Source organism: Lentimonas sp. CC4 (assembly GCF_902728235.1).
GTDB lineage: Bacteria > Verrucomicrobiota > Verrucomicrobiia > Opitutales > Coraliomargaritaceae > Lentimonas.
Genome location: NZ_CACVBO010000001.1, coordinates 3,199,445 through 3,220,803, shown reverse-complemented (window position 1 = coordinate 3,220,803; position 21,359 = coordinate 3,199,445). Strand labels below are relative to the sequence as shown.

Below are 21,359 nucleotides of genomic sequence, written 5' to 3'. Positions count from 1 at the left end.
GGCTTAGAAAGAAGCGCTTTCTTCGCCAATGTCCATCGCGGAATGGCGAGCTGACGGGGTTTCTGCGCCACCTTGAGTGTATTCGCTCAATTGTAGGATCTTAAAAGGGAAATTCATGGCGTCTTGCTCTTCAACCGAACCGGTTTTTGGTGCATCGTCTGCTGAACTACCTGGGGCAGCGCCAACGCCTCCGTCAGATCCTGATTCTGTGCTGAAAGCTGGTTCGACGAGTGCGCTGATGATAAATGGCACATCGCCACGTCGGAGGGTGACGGTGACGCGTAGAAGGTTGATCTCGACTCCACTGGTTTCACCCGCTCCTTCCGGTGGACTCTTTAGATACGGGTCATCGAGCCCGTCAAAGAGGTAGTCTTCTTGCCAGCCGCTTTCTAGTGCCAAGACTTCGAGCACTTCGGCGGGCGCTGCGTTGAGGTTGACTGCTCCAGTGTTCACGACTGAGACCAACCCTGAGAGCTGAATGAATAATTCATTTGGGTTGCCGTCCTGATCGAAAAACTCGTCCTCCCATACTTTTAACAAGCGCAGTTCGTCGAGCGTCTGGAGCGGGCGGTTTGCTGCTTTATAAGGTGGATTATTTCTTAGATAATCGTCGGATTCAGCACCGTTGAGGCGTTTGCTGTCGTCCTCATCGATCCAATCGACTAAGGTGCTGCTGAGTTCGCGTGCGGTGCCGAAATCGAAGTCTAGCGTTTCTTCGAGGAGCTTGTTGAGGAGATCCTCGCTCATGGTATTGAGTGGAAGTTTGCCGCCTTCGTCGCGGATGTTGATATCGATCTCCCATCCGTTCGGAATCGTGATCCCGGCATAGGTGATCGGATCGTTCCAGCCTTGTTCGCCTGCGTAGAGCTTGCCGTCGTCGATGAGCGCGACTTCCTGCACGGTGGCAAGAGCCACTTCCAGCATGCCATAACCAAACGAGCGCACGTCCGCTGGTTCATTGAAAATCGATCGATATTCTAGGTCATCGACGGCTTCGTCCATGAAGCGTGTGACCATGAAGGTGATGACTAAAATAATCGCGAGCACTGCGACCAGCACACTGCCGCGCTGCCGATTGGCGGGGGCGCGGTCGTGCTTCGCTTGCTGGTGCTGTGCGTTTGTTTTGAGCATATTAATAGATGAGCGCTGTTCGGGACGGAACCGGTATCGTGAAAGTGCGCTCTTGAGTTTCACCTTCATGCTCGAAAGTTAATTTTATAAAGCGGGGGAGTAAATATTGGTCGTTGCCGTCGCCTTCCATAGGTTGGTCTTCTTCCTCCCATCGCTCGAAGCTTTCATCCCAGTATATGTATTTGATACCAGTTACCAGTGGGCTGATCATCGTGCGACGCAGGTCGTTGATATCTTCTGAATCTTCTTGAAGAATCGAATACCAGAGTAGGCTGAGGCCTTCGGACTTGTCAAAATACAGGAATGTGTCGAGGCCGAGCAGTGGGGCGTTCTCAATGCCAACTAGTATCGGTGGCGCTTGAGTGAGTTTAAAGTTCAGGAGTGGCTCCTTGGATTCTGAAAATCCGGGCGGTCGTGCCCAGCTAACCGGATCATCAGAGGTTTGCAGCAGGCCACCGCCGGAACTGGATGTATCACTATTACCAGCGTCACCCTTTTCCTTTATCGTGCCGTTTGTCTCATCACTAGGCACTTCGATTTCGGGTGTATCGACTCCGGCTTCGCCTTCGTCTTCGTTCGATTCGCCGCTTGAGGCGCTATTATTGTCGCTTGTCGCGATCTCGGTGCCTGCTGTGGCGAAGGTGGCGTTGAGAAATTCGGTGACGCCATCGACATGATCGACAAAGAAATGTCGCTGCGCGCGCTCTGACCAAATACTGCTGATTGATACGAGTAGAGAGACGGCTGCTGCAAGGACGAAGCCTGCCACTGCAATTGCAAGGATCACCTCAAGCATCGTCATGCCTGCCGTTGATGGCTGTTGTCGACGGAGGTCTGCGGCGCGACTGAGCGCGTCGAAGTCCACAGATGGCGCAGCACTAGCTGTTGGTTGTTCGAGCATTAGAATCGGTCGAAATCGCGTGAGTGTTGTAGGTCGTCTTTTTTGTCCTGAAGCAGTTGAGAGCGTTCGTCGGATTCTGACCATGTAGGGCGCAGTAAATAAAGGGTCTCCGTGTGGGATGTTGCTTGTTGATCCTGAGGCTCGCTAAACTCAATGCTGAGTTGCACTTGAAACAAATCGACGACGTTGGTTGGCTCGATGGTTGCGCTCCATGTTGCAGTGCCATTTTCGAGCGTTTCGTAGCGGTCTCCGTTCTCGGCATCTTCGATGTTAGGCTCGAGTAGGATCTGCATGCGCACGGCACGGATGTCGGCATTGCGAATGTCGTTACTTTGGCCGTGCTCGCGTGCGAGTAGGGCGTTCACAAAGGTGGACGTTAAGACGACGGATGCCATTGCAAACAGCGCCAGTGCGATTACCACTTCGATCAGTGAGAATCCGTGAACTGTGCGGCGTGGACTCATTTAGGTGTGATCAACAAACTGGAGAAGGGGTCAAAAATCATGCGCAGGGGGGTGCCACTGCCGGTGTCGATGTCGGCAACAAAGGGGGACGCACTGCGATCGGGGGCGAATTTTACTACTGTGGTTTCGAGTCGTGTGCGCCTAGCGTCGGTGGGCGGTGCAAGCCCTTCGGAAGGCGGAACTAGGTAAAACTGTATCTTCGCTGGCCCGTCTTGATTGAAGCTATCGTCCAATTTAAAGGGTTCACCGCTAGCAGTTTCCCCTGAAATTAGAAGACTCCCGCTTTCTTTATCAAAGCGCAGTTCAGTGACCGTTCGTTCGCTGGCTGCGATGAAGCGTGCTTCGCGCACTGCTGCTTGTAGGATTTCTTCGCTGGTATAAGAGTTCCCGCGATCTGCCATTGATGCGAAGTTGGTGATCGTGACTGCGGCAGCAAAGGCCATCAGCCCGAGCACCATGATTATCTCGATTAGCGTGAAGCCCGATGTTGCGAGCGTCTGGCTGGGATGTTTACCAGTTGCCAATTTCTTTGCCGTCCGGGCCTAGCGTCCATATGTCGTAGCTACGTGCGCCACTTACATTCTTCGCACCTGGAAATTGATATTGATACGGATTGCCCCACGGGTCGACCGGCGCTTGTTCCACATAAGGGCCTTTCCATTTCCCCTCTTTACCCGCAGGTGGTTTCATTAGGGCGGCAAGGCCCTCTTCGCTCGAGGGATAGCTTCCGATGTCTAGGCGATATGCAATCAGCGGAGCTTTTACTGAGCTCTTGACGAACATACTTGCTGTTTTTTCCTGCTGACCTCCGAAGATGGTATCCAACTTGCCGATGGATAATGTCGCGAGCACCGCGACGAGTGCGATCACGATGAGGATTTCGATCAAACTGAAGCCACTTTTACGGTGGAGTTTACTTGAGGAGAGAAGTGATGGGGTGGATTTCATGAAGGAATGAATGGTCTTTTGTTCGAGAAAGTTGCGGGTAGTAGTCAATGCTTAGACTCGTGCGACTAAAAAAAGTGCCAGTTGTTTGAATTATTCGAAAAATGGTGGGCGAGACTGATGGGCAGAGCCTTCTTCGCGTATTCGCATGACTTGGTCTAAGATTTCAGGACTGAAGAATTCCTCGTCCTTTTGCACTGCACGTATCGCCTTCGTAAGCTCATCAATTCCTGAAATTTTGTTGATAAATCCGTCTGCATTGCCACGCACTGCGATTTTAACTGTTTGCGGGGAAGTTTTACCTGAAAATACGAGAATCTTGATTTTTGGGAACTTACGCTTGAGTAAGTGTAAGATTTCCAGGCCGTTGACCTCGGGGAGCTGGATGTCTACGATTACTAGGTCTGGCGCTAGCTCTAGGCATTGCTCGATACCTTCGCCACCATTGCCAGACATGCCGACCACCTCTAGATCTGGAAATGTGGAGGCAAAAAAGGTGGTCAGTAGGTCTCGAAGGATTTCTTCGTCTTCGATGATATAAACAGTTTTCATGCGATTTTGGTAAGGAGTGGCCGATTCTCAGGTGCTAGAATTAAGCTTTCGAGTGGCTTCGCTGTCGAGGGTTTTTCGGTGATAGATAACGATTTGTTGTAAGTAATGAATGTGAGATGATGCGCATTGGGTTGATGAGTGCTGGCTTACGGTGGGGGGCGGAAAACACGATGAGGCTTGAACCTGTGCAAGGGGTGAGGTCGATATGGCAGGAACCGACTCAGTCTTCATCGCATTACTCCAGTCGCTTCGACTGATTTTTTGGTATGTAGCGTTCTCGACCAGTGTTGCGCACACATTTGAATTTGAGCAGAAATAGACAGTTCCTATTGCTTCTCTGGGCATATTTTACATGGTTTATCGAATGAAACTAGGAGCAGCTATTCCAGCACCCAGAGCACTCGAAGTCGTCGACCGCTTACGTCAAAACATCGAACGCACCATTAAGGGGAAGACACACGCAGTCGATCAGGTGATCATTACCTTATTGGCAGGCGGTCATATTTTGATCGAAGATTTGCCAGGCTTGGGTAAAACAACCATGGCATATTGCTTGGCGCGCTCGATTGATTGCTCGTTTTCACGGATACAGTTTACCAGCGATATGCTGCCGTCAGATATTATTGGTGTGTCGATTTATGACGAAAAGGAGCGCGAATTCTCGTTTAAACGTGGGCCCATTTTTGCAAATATCGTATTGGCCGATGAGATCAACCGCACGACGCCGAAGACCCAGTCCAGCCTACTTGAGGTGATGGGGCGCGGCAAACTCTCGGTGGATGGGCAGACTTATACCGTGCCGCCGCCATTTATGGTGATCGCGACACAAAATCCGGTTGATTACGAGGGCACATTTCCGCTGCCAGAGAGTCAGATGGACCGCTTCCTTATGCGCATAAATGTCGGGTATCCAGAACGTGAATACGAGCTGGAGATCCTTAAACATGGTAATTTACATTACGACCATTTGGAGGCTGATGTCGTTGTGTCTCGGACTGAAGTCAGTGAGCTGCAATCCTATGTGCGTGATGTTTTTATCGAAGATACAGTGTATGACTACATCGTCGAAATTGTGCAAGCGACGCGCGCCGAGCGTGCTTTCCGATCTGGCGTGAGTCCGCGTGGCACGTTGTCGCTTAAGATCGCTGCGCAGGCCCGTGCTTTGGCGCAGGGGCGTGCATTTGTTCTGCCTGAGGACGTGCGTAGTCTCGTCGTGCCAGTCTTCAGCCACCGACTCGCACTGAGCAAGCCGATGTCGGATCCTCTGGAAGAACGGCGCTCGATCGAGGGTTTGCTGGTTGGGATCTTAGATGCGATCGCCGAGCCTACTTGAACTCGGTCGCTTTTCGATAGATGGCACATAAGAATACAGAGCTAAGTCATTGGCACGACTGGACGGATCCGGATTTCTTTGCAACTGCGCGGCAGCAGGAGCACCGGTTTTTGCCGTTGTTTCTGCGGCAAATACTGCCTGGTCATTTACTGCAAACACGACTGACGCTGACTGGTTGGTGTTTGATCATTGTATCGCTCGGCCTCGGTCTCGCTGCTTACAACACCGCGAGTAACATTCTATTTCTGTCACTTTCACTGCTGTTGAGTAGCTTGATTTTAAGTGGTATTTTGTCGTGGATGAATTTTCGGAAGCTGCAGTGGGAGTTGCAGGCTCCGGCGCATCTAAAGGTTGGAGAAGTCGGGATGGCTGAAGTGGATTTGGCGAATGCGAAAGCACTGTTCCCATCGATGGCGATTTGCTTTCGAGTGGACACTGAAATGGCGGAGGCGAGCGAACGCCTTTACATGCATCAGGCATTGAGCGCTGGCGAATCGTGTAAATTGGAATGGACGTTCGTGCCGCAGCGACGTGGTCGCTATCAATTGCGGTTGTCGGGTGTGCAGTCGCAGTTCCCGTTCGGATTTTTGCAAAAGACAATTGGGAGCGACTCGGAGACGTCGGTGCTGGTCTGGCCTGCGCGTATTGACTATAGCTTTCTGGCATCGCCCGGTGGGCAACGTATCTCTGCGGGGGCTTCGCGTAAAAACTCAGGGCTCGGCAATGATTTGCTAAATATTCGCCCCTATGAGCGCGGCGATGCGCCTCGACTGGTTCATTGGAAAGCGACGGCTCGTATGCGGAGATTGATGATCCGCCAACTCGCACAGGAGGGCGAGAGTGGCTATCATTTGCAGCTCGACCCCGATGCATCTCGCTGGACACCGCAGCAGTTTGAAGTGTTGTGCTCTTTGGCCTGTTCCTTGGCCGAAGACTTATTTCATCTTGGCCGTTTAGAGTCAGTGCTGATAGGTGATTCTGGAGCGATGCCGGTTCGAAATATTCACGAACTGCATGATTTCTTCGACCAATTGGCATGCCTAGAGCGTCAGCCGCAGGCTGAATTGCCTGAGGCGTTTGTGCGGTCCAACCGTTTAACCTTTCGACCATGCGGGGAGAGTGGAGTCGCGATTTATGTCGAAGCAAATCAAGCAGGTCAGACTCACTCTTGAAGAACTGCATGAGCTAAAGTGGCTGATTGGAGTCGTCTTGGCTTTGCTGTCTCTTTGGGCGTTGAGTGCGCTGGAGTTGGATAGCGGGCTGCATCTATTGCTCGGCTGTGTCGCTGTTTGTGTGGCCTTGGTTGCACCACGTTGGGTTGCCGCTATTCCGCCGATGGCATGGCGTATCGCGGGGCCGGCGATATTGGTGGTCACGCTGGTTGATTTCGCGTTCGGTTTCGTAAACTTCTTTCCGCCTTTGATGCGGATGGTGATCCTGTTGTTACTTTACCGGACACTTGCTCCGCGCTCACGTCGCGAGGACCTACAACTCGTGCTGTTGTGTCTGTTTAGTCTAGTTGTATCAGGCGCGTTGACAGTATCGCTGCTCTTTGCGGTGCAGATATTATTGTTCACGCCTGTGGCGATGGCGTTACTGTTTGTGATCTGCTTGCTAGATCGTGGATCCGAAAGTGTGAGTTATCAGCCGGATTGGAAGCAGTTCAGTTGGAGCCACTTAGTGCGGCGTGTATGGCATGTGCTAGATCTTCGGGTCTTGGCTTTGGGGGCGTTGCTTTTTGCCTTTGTCGTGGCTGCTTCCACTGGTATTTTTATCTTGATACCGCGCTTTAATTTGGAACAAGCCATTCCCTTTCTGCAGTTGGAGTCGAAGCCTAAATCGGGATTTAGCGATAATGTGAAACTTGGCTCAGTTTCCGAAATCACTGAAGATCATAGTATCGCATTACGTGTCGATGTGCCGAGTATGGCGGCCATTCAATCGACGCCGTATTGGCGTATTTTGGTGTTGGATCAATATCATGATGGGCAGTTTCGTTTGTCTCCGCTCAGTCGTGAGTTTCGTCGACAGGAACGCGTTCGGGAACTTGCGGGGTGGGAGGACTGGAGCATTCCTCGGAAGGAGCGCCGAGCACAGAAGTGGACGTTCTTTTTTGAAGACCGTGTGAGTCAGTATTTGCCCTTGCCTGGCACCTTCCACTCCATGCGCTTTCCTCCGCCGAAGCAAGATATGGTGCTGCTGCCAGATATGCATGTGATCGGGCTCGACCATGTGCCGCAAAGTGCGTTTTCGTATCAAATTGAGGATCTAGTGTGGTCTGTGCGTGCACCGGCTTCGGATGCTGAGAATCAGGCATTTGCTGAGTTCACTGGTGATTCTTACGCCGAGCAGGATGGGGTGGTGCGCTACCCATTGACGACTTTAGAGCTGAATATGAAGGCCGAAGATCGTGAGCGTCTCACTCAACTGAATCGTAAGCTGATTGATGATGTCGACGGACTGTCAGCTTCGCAATATAGTCAGATCGTGACGAGTTACTTGAGGCAGAACTTTCGCTATTCCTTGAAGCCCAATGGCGCGGATGGAGCGGGCGATCCCGTCGTTGGTTGGGTCACAGAGGGCACTCTCGGTCACTGTGAATTATTTGCGGGAGCATTTGTTCTATTGGCGAGAGATGCTGGCTATCCGGCCCGCATGGCAGTCGGCTTTGTGGGTGGTGGCTGGAATGCGGTCGAAGATTTCTTTGTGGTTCGTAATAGCGATGCGCATGCGTGGGTTGAGATTTATGATGCACAGACGCAAGAGTGGCTGCGCGTGGATCCCACTCCTGGAGCGAGTCCGAATGACCCCGAAATCCCTACACCCGCAAATTTTGAAATCGAAACAGGGATGAGCGCATGGGTGGATAGCCTACGTATGCAGTGGTATCGACGGATCGTGAATTTTGATCAAGATGATCAAGTTGAAATTGCGTCGACGATGATTGACTTAGGCGATGAGCTTTTAGACGCAATTAAGGCACGGCTAAAGGAAATGGGTGCGTCGGTCCAAGAGTGGATCGCACGGCCTTTTAGTCGTCGTAGTGTTGTTCGCACAGGTGTGTTTGCCGTGCTTTGTTTAGTGGCGGTAGGCATTTGGCGGGCTCGCTATTACTTGGTGGATATATTGCGTCGCCTACTAAGACGCCCTGCTGGCTTGGGCGCAGTTCGGCGTGAGGCTGCTCGCTATCTAGCGCGACTGCGTGTGCGTATCGAGGAATCAGATACACAGGATCTAAGGCTAGAAACCGTTCGTGGTGACTTGGAAGCGCTCCGCTTTGGACCCGATGTTTCGGTGGCAGATGCTCGGCCGATCCTTAAAAGAGCGAAACGAATTTTACGTAGCAGGCGCGGATTGAGCGGTGCACGACGCAATGCAAATGACGGCAGCTAAAGGCAGCACAGAACCAAAGCACCCACACGCCGCAGGACGAGGCTCTTCCCTCCCGAATGTGTTGAGCGAAAAATTACAATTCTTTATGCGCGGCAGTATAGCTGTTGCCGAGCAAGAGTTGTGCGAACCTACGCACCTTTATCCTAGATTCAGGAGTTCGAAGTTAGTCTTCGATTATGAAGCCTTTGTAGATTCTCCTTTAGCCGCCTACCGAGCGCAGCGACACTTATTATGCCCTTGGGGGCAACCGAAGGGCGAAGCCATTTGGCGAGCGTCTAAGACGCCATAAAACACTGATGCTCAGCTTCTAACTCCTTCCTCCTGACTTCTAACTACTCTTTTAAGGTTTATTAATCTAGGCGTATGCGGTGTGCAGTATTCACGTCGATATCAAGGTGGAGGTGCCAGGCATCATCGGGTAAACTGTCAGCGATGCGTTCGGGCCACTCCACTGCAAGGCACCATGGTGGCGCTAAGAAATCGTCGATCATGAGCGCATCGAGATCGGAGCCTGAACCGAGGCGATACGCGTCGAGGTGCACCAGTTGGCGGCTGCCTTTGTAGAGCGTATAGAGGTTGAAAGTCGGACTGGTGACTGGCTCTACGATCTCCCAAGCGCGGGCTAATCCGCGGATGAATGTAGTTTTACCGGCGCCAAGGTCACCATGCAGGGCGAGCACATGGTTTTCAGGAACCAGTGCGGCAAAGGCGCGTGCGATTTGTTCGGTCTCTTCGGCTGAAGTGGTGACGATACCCTTGCGTAATTGTTGAAGTAGATCTGTGTCTGCGCTGCTCATTCTGATTTCAAATGCTCAAATCCATGCGTCCATGGCAAGGCTGTGTTGGTTTGAGAGTCAATTAAGGACCCCATCGACGAGGAAGGGCGAATGACTCCGATATGAGTTAACTCAGTTTCCGGGAATTGCTTTGCCCAATCGGTTTCGAAACTGTGACGATCGACTTGCGGGTTCATGGTAAACAGTAATTCGTAGTCTTCGCCATCGCAGCAAGCATGCTCCATCGCTGAGCGTCCTGACTGCTTTGAAAGCGCTTTAGCGGCTAAGGCGATGGGGATTTTATCGAGATCCAGCGCGGCGTGAGAATTGACGGGGAGCAGCGCTTTCAGATCTTTAGCCAAGCCGTCGGTTAAGTCCATCTGTGCGCTGCAATGCATCCTCTGAGCGAGCCACCGACCTTCGTCGAGGCGTGGCTCGAACGTATAGTGCTTGCCGAGAATAGAGCCGCCCAAGGTGCCCGTGACGTAGATGTGATCGTCGGGTATTGCGGTGCTGCGAAGCTTCGGAGTTTGTGCTGTTCCGGTGAGTGTGAGCACCGCCGAGAAGTTACTTGCAGCGAGACTGCTGATGTCGCCGCCAACGAGTGACACGCCGTAGCGCTCACAGGTCTGGCGAATGCCTGCGAAGAACTGTTCCAGCCAAACAATCGAAAGATCTGAGCTGCAAAGTAGCGCCAACACCGCAGGGCCGGGCACGCCTCCCATGGCGGCGATGTCGCTGAGGTTACGCTTGATTAACTTCGCGCCTGCCTCTTCGGGAGACACGCTGGCGTCGAAATGTTGCCCGTAACTGACACTATCGACTGTCAGGATCTGCCGACCGGACGCAATCGGCTCCAGCACGGCGCAATCGTCGCCGATGCCGTGTGGTGCGGATGGGCTGACCGAACCAAGCCACGTGCTGATCTTGTCAATCAATACGACTTCGCCTATATGAGCCACACTACCGGTGGGATCTGACGTGAATGGGTGCATTCAGAATTTAGAATTTTGAATTTAGAATTACGAATTAGGACGGAGGTCTGCGGCACGACTGAGCTCGCCGAAGTCCGGAGATGGCGAAGCAATTAGCTTAGAAGCAGCGCGACTGGGCAATGATCCGAGCCTAAGACTTGATCGAGGATGAGTGCATCCTTGATTTGCGGAGCGAATGTCTCTGAGACGCAGAAATAGTCGATGCGCCACCCGATATTTCGTGAGCGAGCCGCTGCACGATACGACCACCAACTGTAGCGTTCGGGAGTCTCAGGGTAGAGCTGGCGGAAGCTATCGACGAATCCAGCTTCGACGATCGCATCGAAACCAGCACGCTCCTCGTCGGTGAATCCTGCGTTCTTACGATTTGGCTTTGGATTGGTCAGATCGATTTCCTTGTGGGCGACGTTGAGGTCACCGCAGAAGATGACTGGTTTGGTCGCTTCAAGGGCTTTGCAATGCGCGAGGAAATCTACGTCCCACTCCTTGGTGCGGTAGTCGAGGCGCTTGGGGCGCTTGTTCTCGTCGTGACCTTGCGCGTTGGGTGTGTAAACCGTGACGAGAAAGTAGTCTTCAAACTCGGCGGTCAGGACGCGACCTTCATTGTCGTGTTTTTCGATGCCGAGGCCGTATTGCACCGAGAGTGGCGCTGTTTTACTGATGATTGCTGTGCCAGAATAGCCCTTTTTTACGGCGCAATTCCAGTAAGTGTGCGGGTAACCGACAAATGCAAAGCCATCGACTAGGTCTTGCGAAATTTTGGTCTCTTGCAGGCAAATAACATCTGGCGATTCGCTATCGAGAAAGGATTCGAAGCCCTTTTTGATGGCGGCGCGGATGCCGTTGACGTTCCAGGAAATGAGTTTTTTCGGTGACATAAATTTGTTGTTTATAAGGGGAACGGCTCAGGTGCTCGTTCGGCTGATACGTAATATAGCTGAGGGTGTTCGCTTAGATTTCGTGTGATATGTTAAATCCTTATTATTAAGTGTTTACGATTAATCAAAATGTCCAATCTTCTTGTCATCTTTGCTTTCATTGGCATATTTAATTAATATGAGTTCTTCGAAAAATCAACAGGCAGGATTTTCACTGATTGAAGTGATGATCGCGATGGCGATATTTGCAATAGTCATTGTCTCTGGAATGGCTTGTTTGAAGTCGGGACTGGCACTGGTTGAGAATTCAAGGCATCACACACGTTCTGCTCAAATTATGCAGAGTGAGATTGAACGCATTCGTTCTATGCCTTGGGATGAGGTGATCGCGTTGGTCAATGAGTCCGATGTGTCATTGGCGAATGAGTTTAGCGAAACAGCATACGACGTATATACCATGCAGCGTGACGTGAGTGGTTCAGGGGATGTGAGGATCGTGACTTTGGATGTAGCGTGGGTCGATCTTGGCGGTCGTCCTCATAATCGGACATATATATCACAATATACAAAAGGTGGGCTTTATGATTATATCCAATAGATTTTCAGAACCTCGAATGAATGGTAGAAGGCTGATGCCTCCAAAGACACGAGGTTTTACATTGGTCGAGATTATGGTGACACTTACCGTCTTCTCGATGGTTATGGCTTCTTTAATGGCGACTTTTCTGGTTTTTAGTAAAGGAATGGTCAGCTTGGGGAATTATGGTGCGATGAGCAGCAGTAGTCGCCAAACCTTGGAGCATTTCTCCCGCGACGTTCATGCGACACAGTCGCTTCAGGTAGCGACTGCGAATGAATTTGAGTGTGTTCTGCCTGCTGAGGCTGGCGGCTATACCATCAATTATAAGTATGATCCGAATACGAGTGATTTTACCCGTAAGAAATACTCCAGTGGCGGGACGCTCTTAAAAACTGATGTGCTCTTTGAAGACGTCGAAACTTTTGAAATGATTTTTTACAATCGCTCGGATGTGGACGTGACTGGTGATACATCTATCCTGAATGAAGCAAAGACCGTTCAGATTAATGCTAAGTTAGTGAAAAACGTTATTTCACAAACAAATTCTGACTATATTATCTCTGCCCGTTTCCTTATGCGTAATATGTGATTTTTAGGGTTATATAGGATCAAGTAAATATCCCCATGGAGGCATAAAATTATGAAAAAAAATAATACATCTGTTGCATTACTTTCTGGAGCGCGCCGCGATTCTGGATCGGCTCTTATTACAGCCGTTATTTTTGCATTTGTGATCGGAGCGCTCTCGGTCTCATATTTGAAAATGGCTGGTAATGAGCATCGTGCTGCTGTTCGTTCGTCACTATATGCCTCCTGTTTGAATCTCGCGGAGTCGGGTGTTGAAATGGCGATTGCCGACTTGAGTGCTGGTTCTGGCAGCGGTTCTCAACGAACAGGCGCAAGTGCGAATTTCTTGGCAGATGCCGGGGTTACGGGAGATGTTCAGTATGTAATTTTTAATGCAAATAGCTCCAATCCTACTGTTTATTCGGAAGGCAGTATCTATAGCGATGTCATGCCAGTTGTTACAAAACAAGTTAAAGTCGATTTGACTACTGGGTTTCAACCATTCGAAAAGGGTTTTGCTTCGCGCAATGGCATTAGCTTTAGCGGGAGTAACGTAACTCTGGATAGTTTTAATTCAAATTATGGTCCATATGATGTTGAAGTTAATTCGGATGGCGCTGCTGTCGGGTATGGAACGCTTGAAAGTGGGGTGTATAAGAATCGGAATGATGATATCTATGTCGCTAGTGCGTTTCTAGACGATTCTGGAGGGGTGTTAAAGGTCGGGAATGGAACGGTCTACGGCTATGTGCAGACGGATGCTAACTCGTCTGCAGAAGTGAAGAATAATGGTGCCGTAACGACTTATGATGGGGAGAATGCCGGGGAGAATCAGCCGGATCGTATTACTTCTGACTTTTATGCAGATTATCCTGTAGCTGACCAACCATCTGGTTTTTATCCAACTGTAAACATCAATGGGACAATGCCGATCGTGGGATCGAATGATGCGGATAATCCCCTATATTATGATGTTAGCGGGATTTCTCTATCGGGAAAGGCGGCCTTGACGATAGTGGGCCATGTCGTCTTTGTCATGTCTGGTGATGTTAGTGTTTCAGGTAAGGCGTCTGTCGTTTTGGATGACACTGCGAATTCAACTGAGTTTGATGATAAGGATAAAGGGAGTTCGTTAACAATTTATACGGCGAACAATTTGGACATCGGTGGTAATGGTGTGACTAATGATGGAGGAGTCGCCTCTGATTTTTCAGTGATTGGAACCGCTGAAATGGATGGCAGCAGTGCCGGGCAAACTATCAAGGTCGCTGGCAATGGTGTGTTGGCTGCGAGTGTCTATGCTCCGAATGGGGATGTCACCATAAATGGAGGCGGAAGCAGTGGTAATGTTTATGGTGGTGTTGTCGCATTGAATGCAACGATTGTAGGCGGGGGGGTCTTTCATTTCGATGAAGCCTTGAGAGACAACATTGAAGGAGCGGGCAAGTTTGCGGTGACCAGTTGGTTAGAGATGACAAATGAGACGTCCGGCTCGTCCCCGATTGATATAGCGAGCTATTTTGATGTAGTAGAATGATGTCACTCCGCCACTCCACTGGCCATGTGTCATGTGAATCGCGGATATCGCCTTTGAGGATTACTGATAAAATCCGCCACCTAGAAGTGTTTCGCCATCGTAGAAGCCGATGATTTGTCCGGATGCGAGTGCACGTTGTGGCTCATCAAAGACGACTTTCGCGGTATCGGGACCAGTTGGCGTGTAGGTGATGCCTTGCGATGCATCGCGGTAGCGTGGCTTCGCGAGAATGTGGCAAGTTTCGGTGATCGGGTGATTGACGAAGCTGAGGCCGTAGATATCGAACTCGGTGCCGAAGAGGCCAGGGGACTCGGGTTTGTCGAAGCCGATGATGAGCTCGTTGCGCTCCATGTTGAAGCCGATGACGACGAAGAACTCGTTGTCGGTGTTGGAGGGCACGCCGATCCAGCGGCGTTGACCGAGCGTGTAGCGGTGTAGGCCTTTGTGTTGCCCTAGCACTTTGCCGTCTACGTTGACTATGTCGCCCGGCTTATCCTCGATGTAGTATTCGAGGAAACGGTTGATATTCATATCGCCGAGGAAGCAGATGCCTTGGCTGTCCTTTTTGTCGGCGTTGGGCAGCTTGTGTTGGATCGCCAATTCGCGCACCGCTGGCTTGGTGAGTTCGCCTACAGGGAAAATGGCGTGCTCGATCTGATGCTGTTGGAGCATCGCAAGAAAGTAGGTTTGGTCCTTGTTGCTATCGACGCCTTGCACGAGATCGAAGCGACCGTCGGCGTTTTGGCGTTTGCGCACATAGTGGCCGGTTGCCAGTGCATCAAAGCCGTGCTCGAGCGCATAATTCTGGAAAATGCCGAACTTCATCTCGCGGTTGCACATGATGTCGGGATTCGGGGTGATGCCGTTTTTATACCCTTCAACGAGGTAGTGAACGACGTGCTCGCGGTATTCGTTGACTAGGTTGACGATCTCAAACTCGATGCCGAGGTGCTCTGACACGGCACGTGCATCTTCGATGTCTTGCTGTGCGGGGCAGTCCGCGAGTGGCATTTCTTCGTTCATCCATGTGCGAATGTAGGCTCCAGACACGTCATAACCTTGCTCTTTAAGTAAAAGAGCAGCTACTGCGCTATCAACGCCTCCAGATAGGGCTACAAGGATTTTTTTCATCGACCGACCAAAGCGTGCTCACATCGTGTCGTCAATACGCGGGATTAAGAAGACGCATATCAATGTGGAATGAGTATTGCTCTCTATTGAATCTTAATTGAATGATAGACCCCATACTTATGGCAAATACAGTCGAACATATCTCTCGTGCATTCTGGGAATCGGATGATTCCGGGCTAGTAATTCTATCCTCAGACTGGGATGCGAGTGGCTTGCCACCGATTTTACTGGGGCCGGTTGATCAGGATCTGGGTGCGCTGAAGCGCTTGAGCCCTGAAGAAAGCGGCCGTTATTGCCGCTACTTCCGCAGGAAAAAAAGTTGGGTGTTTACCTTTCAGTCAAAGCGCTACCCGCAGCTACAAGACAGTAAAGCGCGTGTTTTCCTCGCAGGAGACTTTAATGAGTGGGGCGAGGCAATCGGTGAGCCAGAGTGGGAACTTGTGCCGCTGAAAGACGAGGCGGGTGCGACCTATGAGGTCAGCGTGCCAGCTAAAGATATTCCTGAAGGGGGCACGTTTAAATTCAAGTTCGTGACGGAGGATGGGCACTGGTTGGACGTCCCTGAGAGTGCACCTAATATGGTGAGCTGCGCGGATGGTGTCTCTAATTTTGAATTTAACCCGATGCAGACGGGTAAGCATATCTTTCGTTTTCAAACGCCGAAAGGCTATGTCCCTCAGGGGAACGAGAAAATCATTTGGCGCGAGGGTGAACACGAAGAAGTGCATGAGTTGCCGCACACTCAATTCCTGCTGTCGGCGTCGACTGACTTGCCGCTCGGTGCGATTGTTGAGGAAGGTCGCACGACGTTTCGTCTGTTTGCGCCGCGTGCTTCGGGCGTGAAGCTGGCTTACGGCCAGAAGGCGGATGCGTCGGATGCAGTGTTGGTCGATATGAGCTGTGTGGATGGCGTGACCTGGGAGGTCGCGTTCGATGAGAGTCTCGTCGGTTCCTACTATACGTTTCGTGTGCTTGGCAAAAGCCATGAGGGCACGTCTCATTTTGATGAGAACTTTGTGGTGCTCGATCCGTATGCAAAAGCCTGTCTCGGGGCACGCGGTCCGGCCATTGTGGTTGACCCTGCCCGCCTGCAGAAGATTGAGAACCAGTTTACACCGCCAGGCTGGCATGATCTGGTCATTCTGGAAGGGCACGTTCGTGATTTAGCAGCACATGCTCCGATTGAACTGACGGCGGAGGAGCGTCGCGGCTATTCTGGCCTGCGTAAGTGGCTGAAGGCCGAGGGTTCGTATCTTCAGGAGATTGGCGTCAACGCAATTGAGCTGCAGCCAATTCAAGAATTTGATAATATAGAGACCGAAGACTACCACTGGGGCTATATGACGACGAACTACTTCTCGCCAGAAAGTAGTTATGCGCTGGAGCCTGAGAAGGCATCGCAAATTGAAGAATTCCGCGGCTTGGTGCAGGATTTTCACGACAAGGGCATCTCGGTGATCGTCGACGTTGTGTATAATCACGTGGGCGAGCCGAATCATTTGCTGTTCGTCGATAAATGCTACTACTTCCACATGGATGAGGCGAATGACCTGATGAATTGGAGTGGTTGCGGCAATGACCTTCGCTGTGATACGCCTATGGCGCGCCGACTCATCATTGAGAGTTTAATACATTTGATCGAGACCTATGACGTCGATGGGTTCCGTTTTGATTTGGCCGAGCTGATCGGAATCGAGGTTTTACGCGAAATCGAAGTCGAATTGAAGAAGGTGAAGCCTTCAGTCATCTTGATCGCGGAGCCGTGGAGCTTCCGCGGTCATATTCAGGACGAACTCAAGGAGACGGGGTTCGCTTCGTGGAATGATGGCTTCCGTGAATCAATTGCGAAATACGTCGAAGCGAAGGGTAACCAGGACATGATCCAGTATTTCTTGGCAGGTTCGCCTTCTAGCAGTCGCTTCGCAGCGCAGACGATCAACTACACTGAGTCGCACGACGACCATTGCTGGATGGATCGGATTACCGAACGCGCCGAAAGCGATGGTTCCGATCCGACATTGCTGGATCGCCGTCGCACGCATTTGATGGCAGCTGTGTTGTTTGCTTCCTTGGGAGTGCCCATGCTGGCCGAGGGACAGGACTTTATGCGCTCCAAGCTTGGTATCTCAAATACCTACCAGCGTGGGGATGTAAACGCCCTCGATTACAACCGACGCTTGGTTTTCTCCGGCACGCATAGTTATTTCCGTAATTGGATTAAATTCCGACTGTCCGATCTCGGCCGTGCATTCCGCTACGATGGAGCGCTTCAAGAGGGCTATTTGAAGTTCTTCGTGGCTGAAGGTTCGAGCGCAGTCGTTGCAGTCTTTAATGCCGATCGTAGTCTTGATGCGCCGAAACTGATTTTTGCAGTTAACCCACATCTAGAATATGCGAATATTACCTGCGATGCGGATTGCTTCGAAGGCGCCATTCAAATTGCTGACCAAGATCGCTTTAAAATGAGCGGACTTCAGTCTGCTCGAATCCCGATGGGAGGCGAAACAGTGCACTTGCCGCCATTGGTATGCGGTCTCTGGATCGTGCAATAGCTTGGCTTGTTGTTAAAATAGTGTAAATCTGATATTAGGGTCATTACCTTATTGGAATGTTAGAATTTATCTTAGAGTAATTAACTCGTCTTATGTTTATGTATAAAGCCGCTTATAGATTTTGTATTGGGTGTTTGCTTGGCCTGACTGTTAGTCAGCAAGCGTCAGGTATTGTGCTTTCGTATTACCGCTTCGAGAAAGATTATGATGCAGGCATTGGCCTTGAGGCTCGTGATGAAAAAGATTTAGAGAATCTGGGTGGCTTTGCACTAATCGCTGATGCAGCGACTGTGGATGACTCTGCGAGTCCTGGATCGTTACCACCATTATTTGTGCCTGACCCTGAATTCGGTTCCAGCAATACGGCGAGTTTGGACGGCTTGGAGCCGAACATTAACGCGAAGGCCGCGCATAATTCAAAATTAGATGTGCCAGAATTGACGGTTGAGCTCTTTGCACGCACGGAGGAATCAACTGCGGTGATGGCCGCGCGTAGCACCAGTGATCTTACCAACGCGAGTGTGCCGATTGCTGATGGGTTTCGCATCTATGATCCACAGGCACTCAAAGTTGATTTCTGGACGTATGATGGCGTGCTAGGTTCTCAAGTGATGCATACGATTTCGACTTCTTATGGTATGGATTTTGATGGCACAGTTAACGGTGTGGCTGAGTGGCGACATGTGGCATTCTCATACGAATACGGCATTGGACGTTTATATCTTGATCAAGAAGTAATCGGATCTACCACAGTTAACGCTGGCGATGAGCTGTATTGGGGCGATGGCTCCAGCAGCGGTGCGGAAGTCTTTGTTGGCATTGAGATGGATGGCTATGATTTTTCCAAAACCGATAACGATAATGGATATGTCGATGAGCTGCGCTTCTCGGACGAGGCTTTGGCTCCGAAGTTCTTGCTTCAACCCGTGCCAGAGCCGAATGCCTATGCGCTTATCTTAGGGCTGATATCAGGGGCAGCCGTCTGCGCACGACGCCGGCGCTAGGCAGAGCCACGCATCATTCATTGCCGCACCAATCACAAGTGTCTATTGGCTGTAGCGGATCCGCGACTTGTCAGAGCGTAGTTTTTACGGAGTCCGCGAAGCGGTTTCGATTTGCACTAGTGCGCCAGTTCGTAGTCCCGCGCGACTTGCTTGGTCAGCACGATCCACTCATTCCACGTCACCTTCAGCGAAGCGCGTTGCGCTTTTAGCTCTTGCTGAATGGACTGTTTCTGATCTTCACTTGCCTGCTTGAGTTCACGTGCCTTGAGCATGATCGCTGCGGCCTTTTCTTCAAAAGCTGCGGAAACTTCTTCCAGTTTCGCTTTGAGTTCAGCGGCAACGGCGTCCATTTCTTCTTCCAGGTGCTCAATGATCAGTTTCTTGTCCTTAAGCACCAGTGCTTTCTGGAGTGCGACAGTATTGATCACGCGCAGTTTATCGGTCATGCCGAGCTTGGATGCTAGCCAGATAGTCCATTTGGACGGATCGAAGTGATACCAGCGAATGCCGTTGCGGTAGTCCGCTGCAAAAGCGTGGTGGTAATTGTGGTAGCCTTCACCGAAAGTCACTAGCGCGAGTAGGGCATTGTCTACTGCGCTGAGCTCACGGGCGTAGGTTCTTGAACCGATTGTGTGGCAGAGTGAGTTAATAAACCATGTGCTGTGGTGGATCATCGCCATGCGTAGCAGCACGCCGAAGTAGAAGGAAGCAAAGGGGCTTACGAAGAGACAGCCGATGCCAAACACGGCTAGGTTGACCACCACGACAAAAGCACCGTAGTAGCGGTCTTGCAGCACCACACGTGGATTTTTTAGCAAATCCGGGATTAGCGATGGTTGGTAATCACGCTGGTAGTCGAATAACCAGAGCACGTGCGCATACCAGAACCCCTTTTTGATCGAGTAGGGGTCTTTGTCGGTATCGACGTGGTTGTGGTGAATACGGTGATCGTGTGACCACTTTAGTGCAGACATTTCCATCGAAAGCGCCGAGCCAAGTAACACGCACCACTCAAAAAACGCATTCGCTGAGTAGGACTTATGTGCGTAGAGGCGATGATAGCCTACTGTGATCGACATACCACCTATAATGTAAGTGATCAGGAAGAGTATCGTAGCTCCCCAAGATGCCGCACTGATCGCTGCAGGTATCAGTGCGAGAATGAGAAGGTGGTAGAAAACGATGAATAGAAAGATGTCCCAGTTTTTGATTTTCATAAGAGTGATGGGTTCAAGTGCTTATAATTAATGCATGCCGATTAGCATTAAAATTAAGGCTTAACAAGTTTTCTTATCAGAGCAAGTGAGGGCTTATTGGTTTTTGCAGACTTTAGCCGTGTATAATTGTCGATTCAGTTAGGTAATAAGAAAATTTACTTTAGTTTAACTTATCACTTGACCAATCAGTATTAGTAGATCTTTTTGATTGGCGTTGGATTACTATAAGCAAGTGTGATTCTTTCTTGCCAAAGTGTTGAACCTGATTACAAGTCCCAACCTTCTTAACTTTCATCTCAAACTGAAAATAAAACACATATAAAAATGGCTACAAAAATTGGAATTAATGGTTTCGGCCGCATCGGTCGCTTGGTATTTCGCTCTCTCGTTGAGAAGGGCCTTCTCGGAAACGAGATCGAAGTTGTTGCAATCAACGACCTCGTCCCTGCTGAGAATCTTGCATACCTTCTTAAGTATGACACTACACAAGGCCGCTTCAAGGGCACTGTAGAAACTAAGGGTGACGACGTCATCGTAGTGAATGGTAACGAAATCAAGACACTCGCTCTTCGCGAAGGTCCAGCAGCCCTTCCTTGGAAGGAGCTTGGTGTTGACATCGTAATCGAGTCCACTGGTCTCTTCGTTCAAGACGAAAAAGCAGCTGGCCACATCGCTGCGGGTGCCAAGAAGGTCATCATCTCCGCTCCTGGTAAGGGTGACGGCGTAAAGACTGTTGTTCTCGGCGTAAATGACGACGAGCTCACAGCTGAGCACGACATCATCTCCAATGCATCTTGCACAACTAACTGCTTGGCTCCGATGACTAAGGTCATCCTTGACAACTTCGGCATTGTCGAAGGTCTCATGACAACAGTTCACTCTTACACAGCGACTCAGAAGACAGTTGATGGTCCTTCTCCTAAGGACATGAAGGGCGGCCGCACAGCAGCTCTTAACATCATCCCTTCCACTACTGGTGCTGCGAAGGCTGTTGGCCTCGTGCTTCCTGAAGTTCAAGGCAAGCTCTCTGGTATGGCTTTCCGCGTTCCAACTCCAACTGTATCGGTTGTTGACCTTACAGTTAAGACTGAGAAGAGCACTTCTTACGAAGACATCTGCGCTAAGATGAAGGAAGCTTCTGAAGGTTCTCTCAAGGGTATCCTTGGTTACACTGAAGACGAAGTGGCTTCTTCTGACTTCATCCACGACGAGCTTAGCTCCATCTTCGATGCGGGCAGCGGCATGGGTCTCTCTGACTCGTTCTTCAAGCTTGTTTCTTGGTATGACAACGAATGGGGTTACTCAAACCGCGTTGTTGAGCTCGTTCAGAAGGTTTCCAAGTTCCTCTAAGAATTTGCTAAACGCATCTTGAATTTTCTGGCCGCCGCGCAGGTTTCCCATTT

20 protein-coding genes are annotated in these 21,359 nt (G+C 50.6%); 9 read left to right on the top strand and 11 right to left on the bottom strand.

Annotated features, from left to right (window positions below; translation table 11 throughout):
• Positions 1-3: 3 nt before the first annotated feature.
• The 6 genes from GZZ87_RS13750 to GZZ87_RS13725 all read right to left on the bottom strand — a co-directional run bounded on the left by GZZ87_RS13750 (position 4) and on the right by GZZ87_RS13725 (position 3,993).
• Positions 4-1,131 carry a type II secretion system protein GspK gene (locus GZZ87_RS13750; RefSeq protein ID WP_162026342.1) on the bottom strand — a complete coding sequence of 376 codons (1,128 nt, stop codon included), beginning with the start codon at positions 1,129-1,131 and terminating at the stop codon, positions 4-6.
• Position 1,132: 1 nt separating this feature from the next.
• On the bottom strand, positions 1,133-2,032 hold the full coding sequence (locus GZZ87_RS13745; RefSeq protein ID WP_162026340.1) for a type II secretion system protein: 900 nt from the start codon (positions 2,030-2,032) through the stop codon (positions 1,133-1,135).
• Positions 2,032-2,496, bottom strand: a complete 465-nt coding sequence (locus tag GZZ87_RS13740; RefSeq protein WP_162026339.1) for a prepilin-type N-terminal cleavage/methylation domain-containing protein — start codon at positions 2,494-2,496, stop codon at positions 2,032-2,034. Before GZZ87_RS13740 ends, GZZ87_RS13745 begins: the two co-directional genes overlap by 1 nt.
• Positions 2,493-3,020 carry a type II secretion system protein gene (locus GZZ87_RS13735; RefSeq protein ID WP_162026337.1) on the bottom strand — a complete coding sequence of 176 codons (528 nt, stop codon included), beginning with the start codon at positions 3,018-3,020 and terminating at the stop codon, positions 2,493-2,495. Before GZZ87_RS13735 ends, GZZ87_RS13740 begins: the two co-directional genes overlap by 4 nt.
• Positions 3,007-3,444, bottom strand: a complete 438-nt coding sequence (gene gspG / locus GZZ87_RS13730) for a type II secretion system major pseudopilin GspG (protein ID WP_162026335.1) — start codon at positions 3,442-3,444, stop codon at positions 3,007-3,009. Before gspG ends, GZZ87_RS13735 begins: the two co-directional genes overlap by 14 nt.
• Before the next feature lie 90 nt (positions 3,445-3,534).
• Positions 3,535-3,993 carry a response regulator transcription factor gene (locus GZZ87_RS13725; protein ID WP_162026334.1) on the bottom strand — a complete coding sequence of 153 codons (459 nt, stop codon included), beginning with the start codon at positions 3,991-3,993 and terminating at the stop codon, positions 3,535-3,537.
• A gap of 364 nt (positions 3,994-4,357) precedes the next feature.
• Here GZZ87_RS13725 and GZZ87_RS13720 point away from each other — a divergent pair, with 364 nt between their 5' ends.
• Genes GZZ87_RS13720 through GZZ87_RS13710 form a run of 3 tightly spaced genes read left to right on the top strand, consistent with a single transcriptional unit; the run spans position 4,358 to position 8,719 of the window.
• Positions 4,358-5,326, top strand: coding sequence for a MoxR family ATPase (locus tag GZZ87_RS13720; RefSeq protein WP_162026332.1), 969 nt, complete (start codon positions 4,358-4,360; stop codon positions 5,324-5,326).
• A gap of 20 nt (positions 5,327-5,346) precedes the next feature.
• On the top strand, positions 5,347-6,498 hold the full coding sequence (locus GZZ87_RS13715) for a DUF58 domain-containing protein (RefSeq protein ID WP_162026330.1): 1,152 nt from the start codon (positions 5,347-5,349) through the stop codon (positions 6,496-6,498).
• Complete coding sequence (locus GZZ87_RS13710; protein WP_162026329.1) at positions 6,461-8,719, top strand: transglutaminaseTgpA domain-containing protein; 2,259 nt, start codon at positions 6,461-6,463, stop codon at positions 8,717-8,719. The genes GZZ87_RS13715 and GZZ87_RS13710 overlap by 38 nt, the downstream gene beginning before the upstream one ends.
• Positions 8,720-9,069: 350 nt before the next feature.
• On the opposite strand, the gene tsaE is transcribed toward GZZ87_RS13710, so the two are convergent.
• The 3 genes from tsaE to GZZ87_RS13695 form a co-directional block, all read right to left on the bottom strand.
• Positions 9,070-9,516 carry a tRNA (adenosine(37)-N6)-threonylcarbamoyltransferase complex ATPase subunit type 1 TsaE gene (tsaE, locus tag GZZ87_RS13705; RefSeq protein ID WP_162026328.1) on the bottom strand — a complete coding sequence of 149 codons (447 nt, stop codon included), beginning with the start codon at positions 9,514-9,516 and terminating at the stop codon, positions 9,070-9,072.
• Positions 9,513-10,490, bottom strand: a complete 978-nt coding sequence (thiL, locus tag GZZ87_RS13700; protein ID WP_162026327.1) for a thiamine-phosphate kinase — start codon at positions 10,488-10,490, stop codon at positions 9,513-9,515. Before thiL ends, tsaE begins: the two co-directional genes overlap by 4 nt.
• 92 nt (positions 10,491-10,582) lie before the next feature.
• Positions 10,583-11,368, bottom strand: coding sequence for an exodeoxyribonuclease III (locus GZZ87_RS13695; RefSeq protein ID WP_162025765.1), 786 nt, complete (start codon positions 11,366-11,368; stop codon positions 10,583-10,585).
• 178 nt (positions 11,369-11,546) lie between these two features.
• Between GZZ87_RS13695 and GZZ87_RS13690 the strand changes: the two genes are divergently transcribed.
• The 3 genes from GZZ87_RS13690 to GZZ87_RS13680 are packed head-to-tail and all read left to right on the top strand — an operon-like array spanning position 11,547 to position 14,052.
• Positions 11,547-11,966, top strand: a complete 420-nt coding sequence (locus tag GZZ87_RS13690) for a prepilin-type N-terminal cleavage/methylation domain-containing protein (RefSeq protein WP_162025766.1) — start codon at positions 11,547-11,549, stop codon at positions 11,964-11,966.
• Complete coding sequence (locus tag GZZ87_RS13685; RefSeq protein WP_162025767.1) at positions 11,950-12,537, top strand: prepilin-type N-terminal cleavage/methylation domain-containing protein; 588 nt, start codon at positions 11,950-11,952, stop codon at positions 12,535-12,537. The genes GZZ87_RS13690 and GZZ87_RS13685 overlap by 17 nt, the downstream gene beginning before the upstream one ends.
• Before the next feature lie 51 nt (positions 12,538-12,588).
• Complete coding sequence (locus GZZ87_RS13680; protein ID WP_162025768.1) at positions 12,589-14,052, top strand: hypothetical protein; 1,464 nt, start codon at positions 12,589-12,591, stop codon at positions 14,050-14,052.
• A gap of 60 nt (positions 14,053-14,112) precedes the next feature.
• Here the strand turns inward: GZZ87_RS13680 and mnmA are convergent, their stop codons facing one another.
• A complete protein-coding gene (gene mnmA, locus GZZ87_RS13675) occupies positions 14,113-15,183 on the bottom strand; it encodes a tRNA 2-thiouridine(34) synthase MnmA (RefSeq protein WP_162025769.1) in 1,071 nt (356 codons plus the stop codon).
• A 119-nt stretch (positions 15,184-15,302) separates the two neighbouring features.
• On the opposite strand from mnmA, the gene GZZ87_RS13670 reads away from it, so the two are divergent.
• Positions 15,303-17,735, top strand: a complete 2,433-nt coding sequence (locus tag GZZ87_RS13670) for an alpha-amylase family glycosyl hydrolase (RefSeq protein WP_162025770.1) — start codon at positions 15,303-15,305, stop codon at positions 17,733-17,735.
• Between the two features lie 92 nt (positions 17,736-17,827).
• Positions 17,828-18,739, top strand: a complete 912-nt coding sequence (locus GZZ87_RS13665) for a LamG domain-containing protein (RefSeq protein ID WP_162025771.1) — start codon at positions 17,828-17,830, stop codon at positions 18,737-18,739.
• Between the two features lie 116 nt (positions 18,740-18,855).
• Here the strand turns inward: GZZ87_RS13665 and GZZ87_RS13660 are convergent, their stop codons facing one another.
• On the bottom strand, positions 18,856-19,956 hold the full coding sequence (locus tag GZZ87_RS13660) for a fatty acid desaturase (RefSeq protein WP_162025772.1): 1,101 nt from the start codon (positions 19,954-19,956) through the stop codon (positions 18,856-18,858).
• 324 nt (positions 19,957-20,280) lie between these two features.
• Between GZZ87_RS13660 and gap the strand changes: the two genes are divergently transcribed.
• On the top strand, positions 20,281-21,306 hold the full coding sequence (gene gap, locus GZZ87_RS13655; RefSeq protein ID WP_162025773.1) for a type I glyceraldehyde-3-phosphate dehydrogenase: 1,026 nt from the start codon (positions 20,281-20,283) through the stop codon (positions 21,304-21,306).
• Positions 21,307-21,359: the final 53 nt, after the last annotated feature.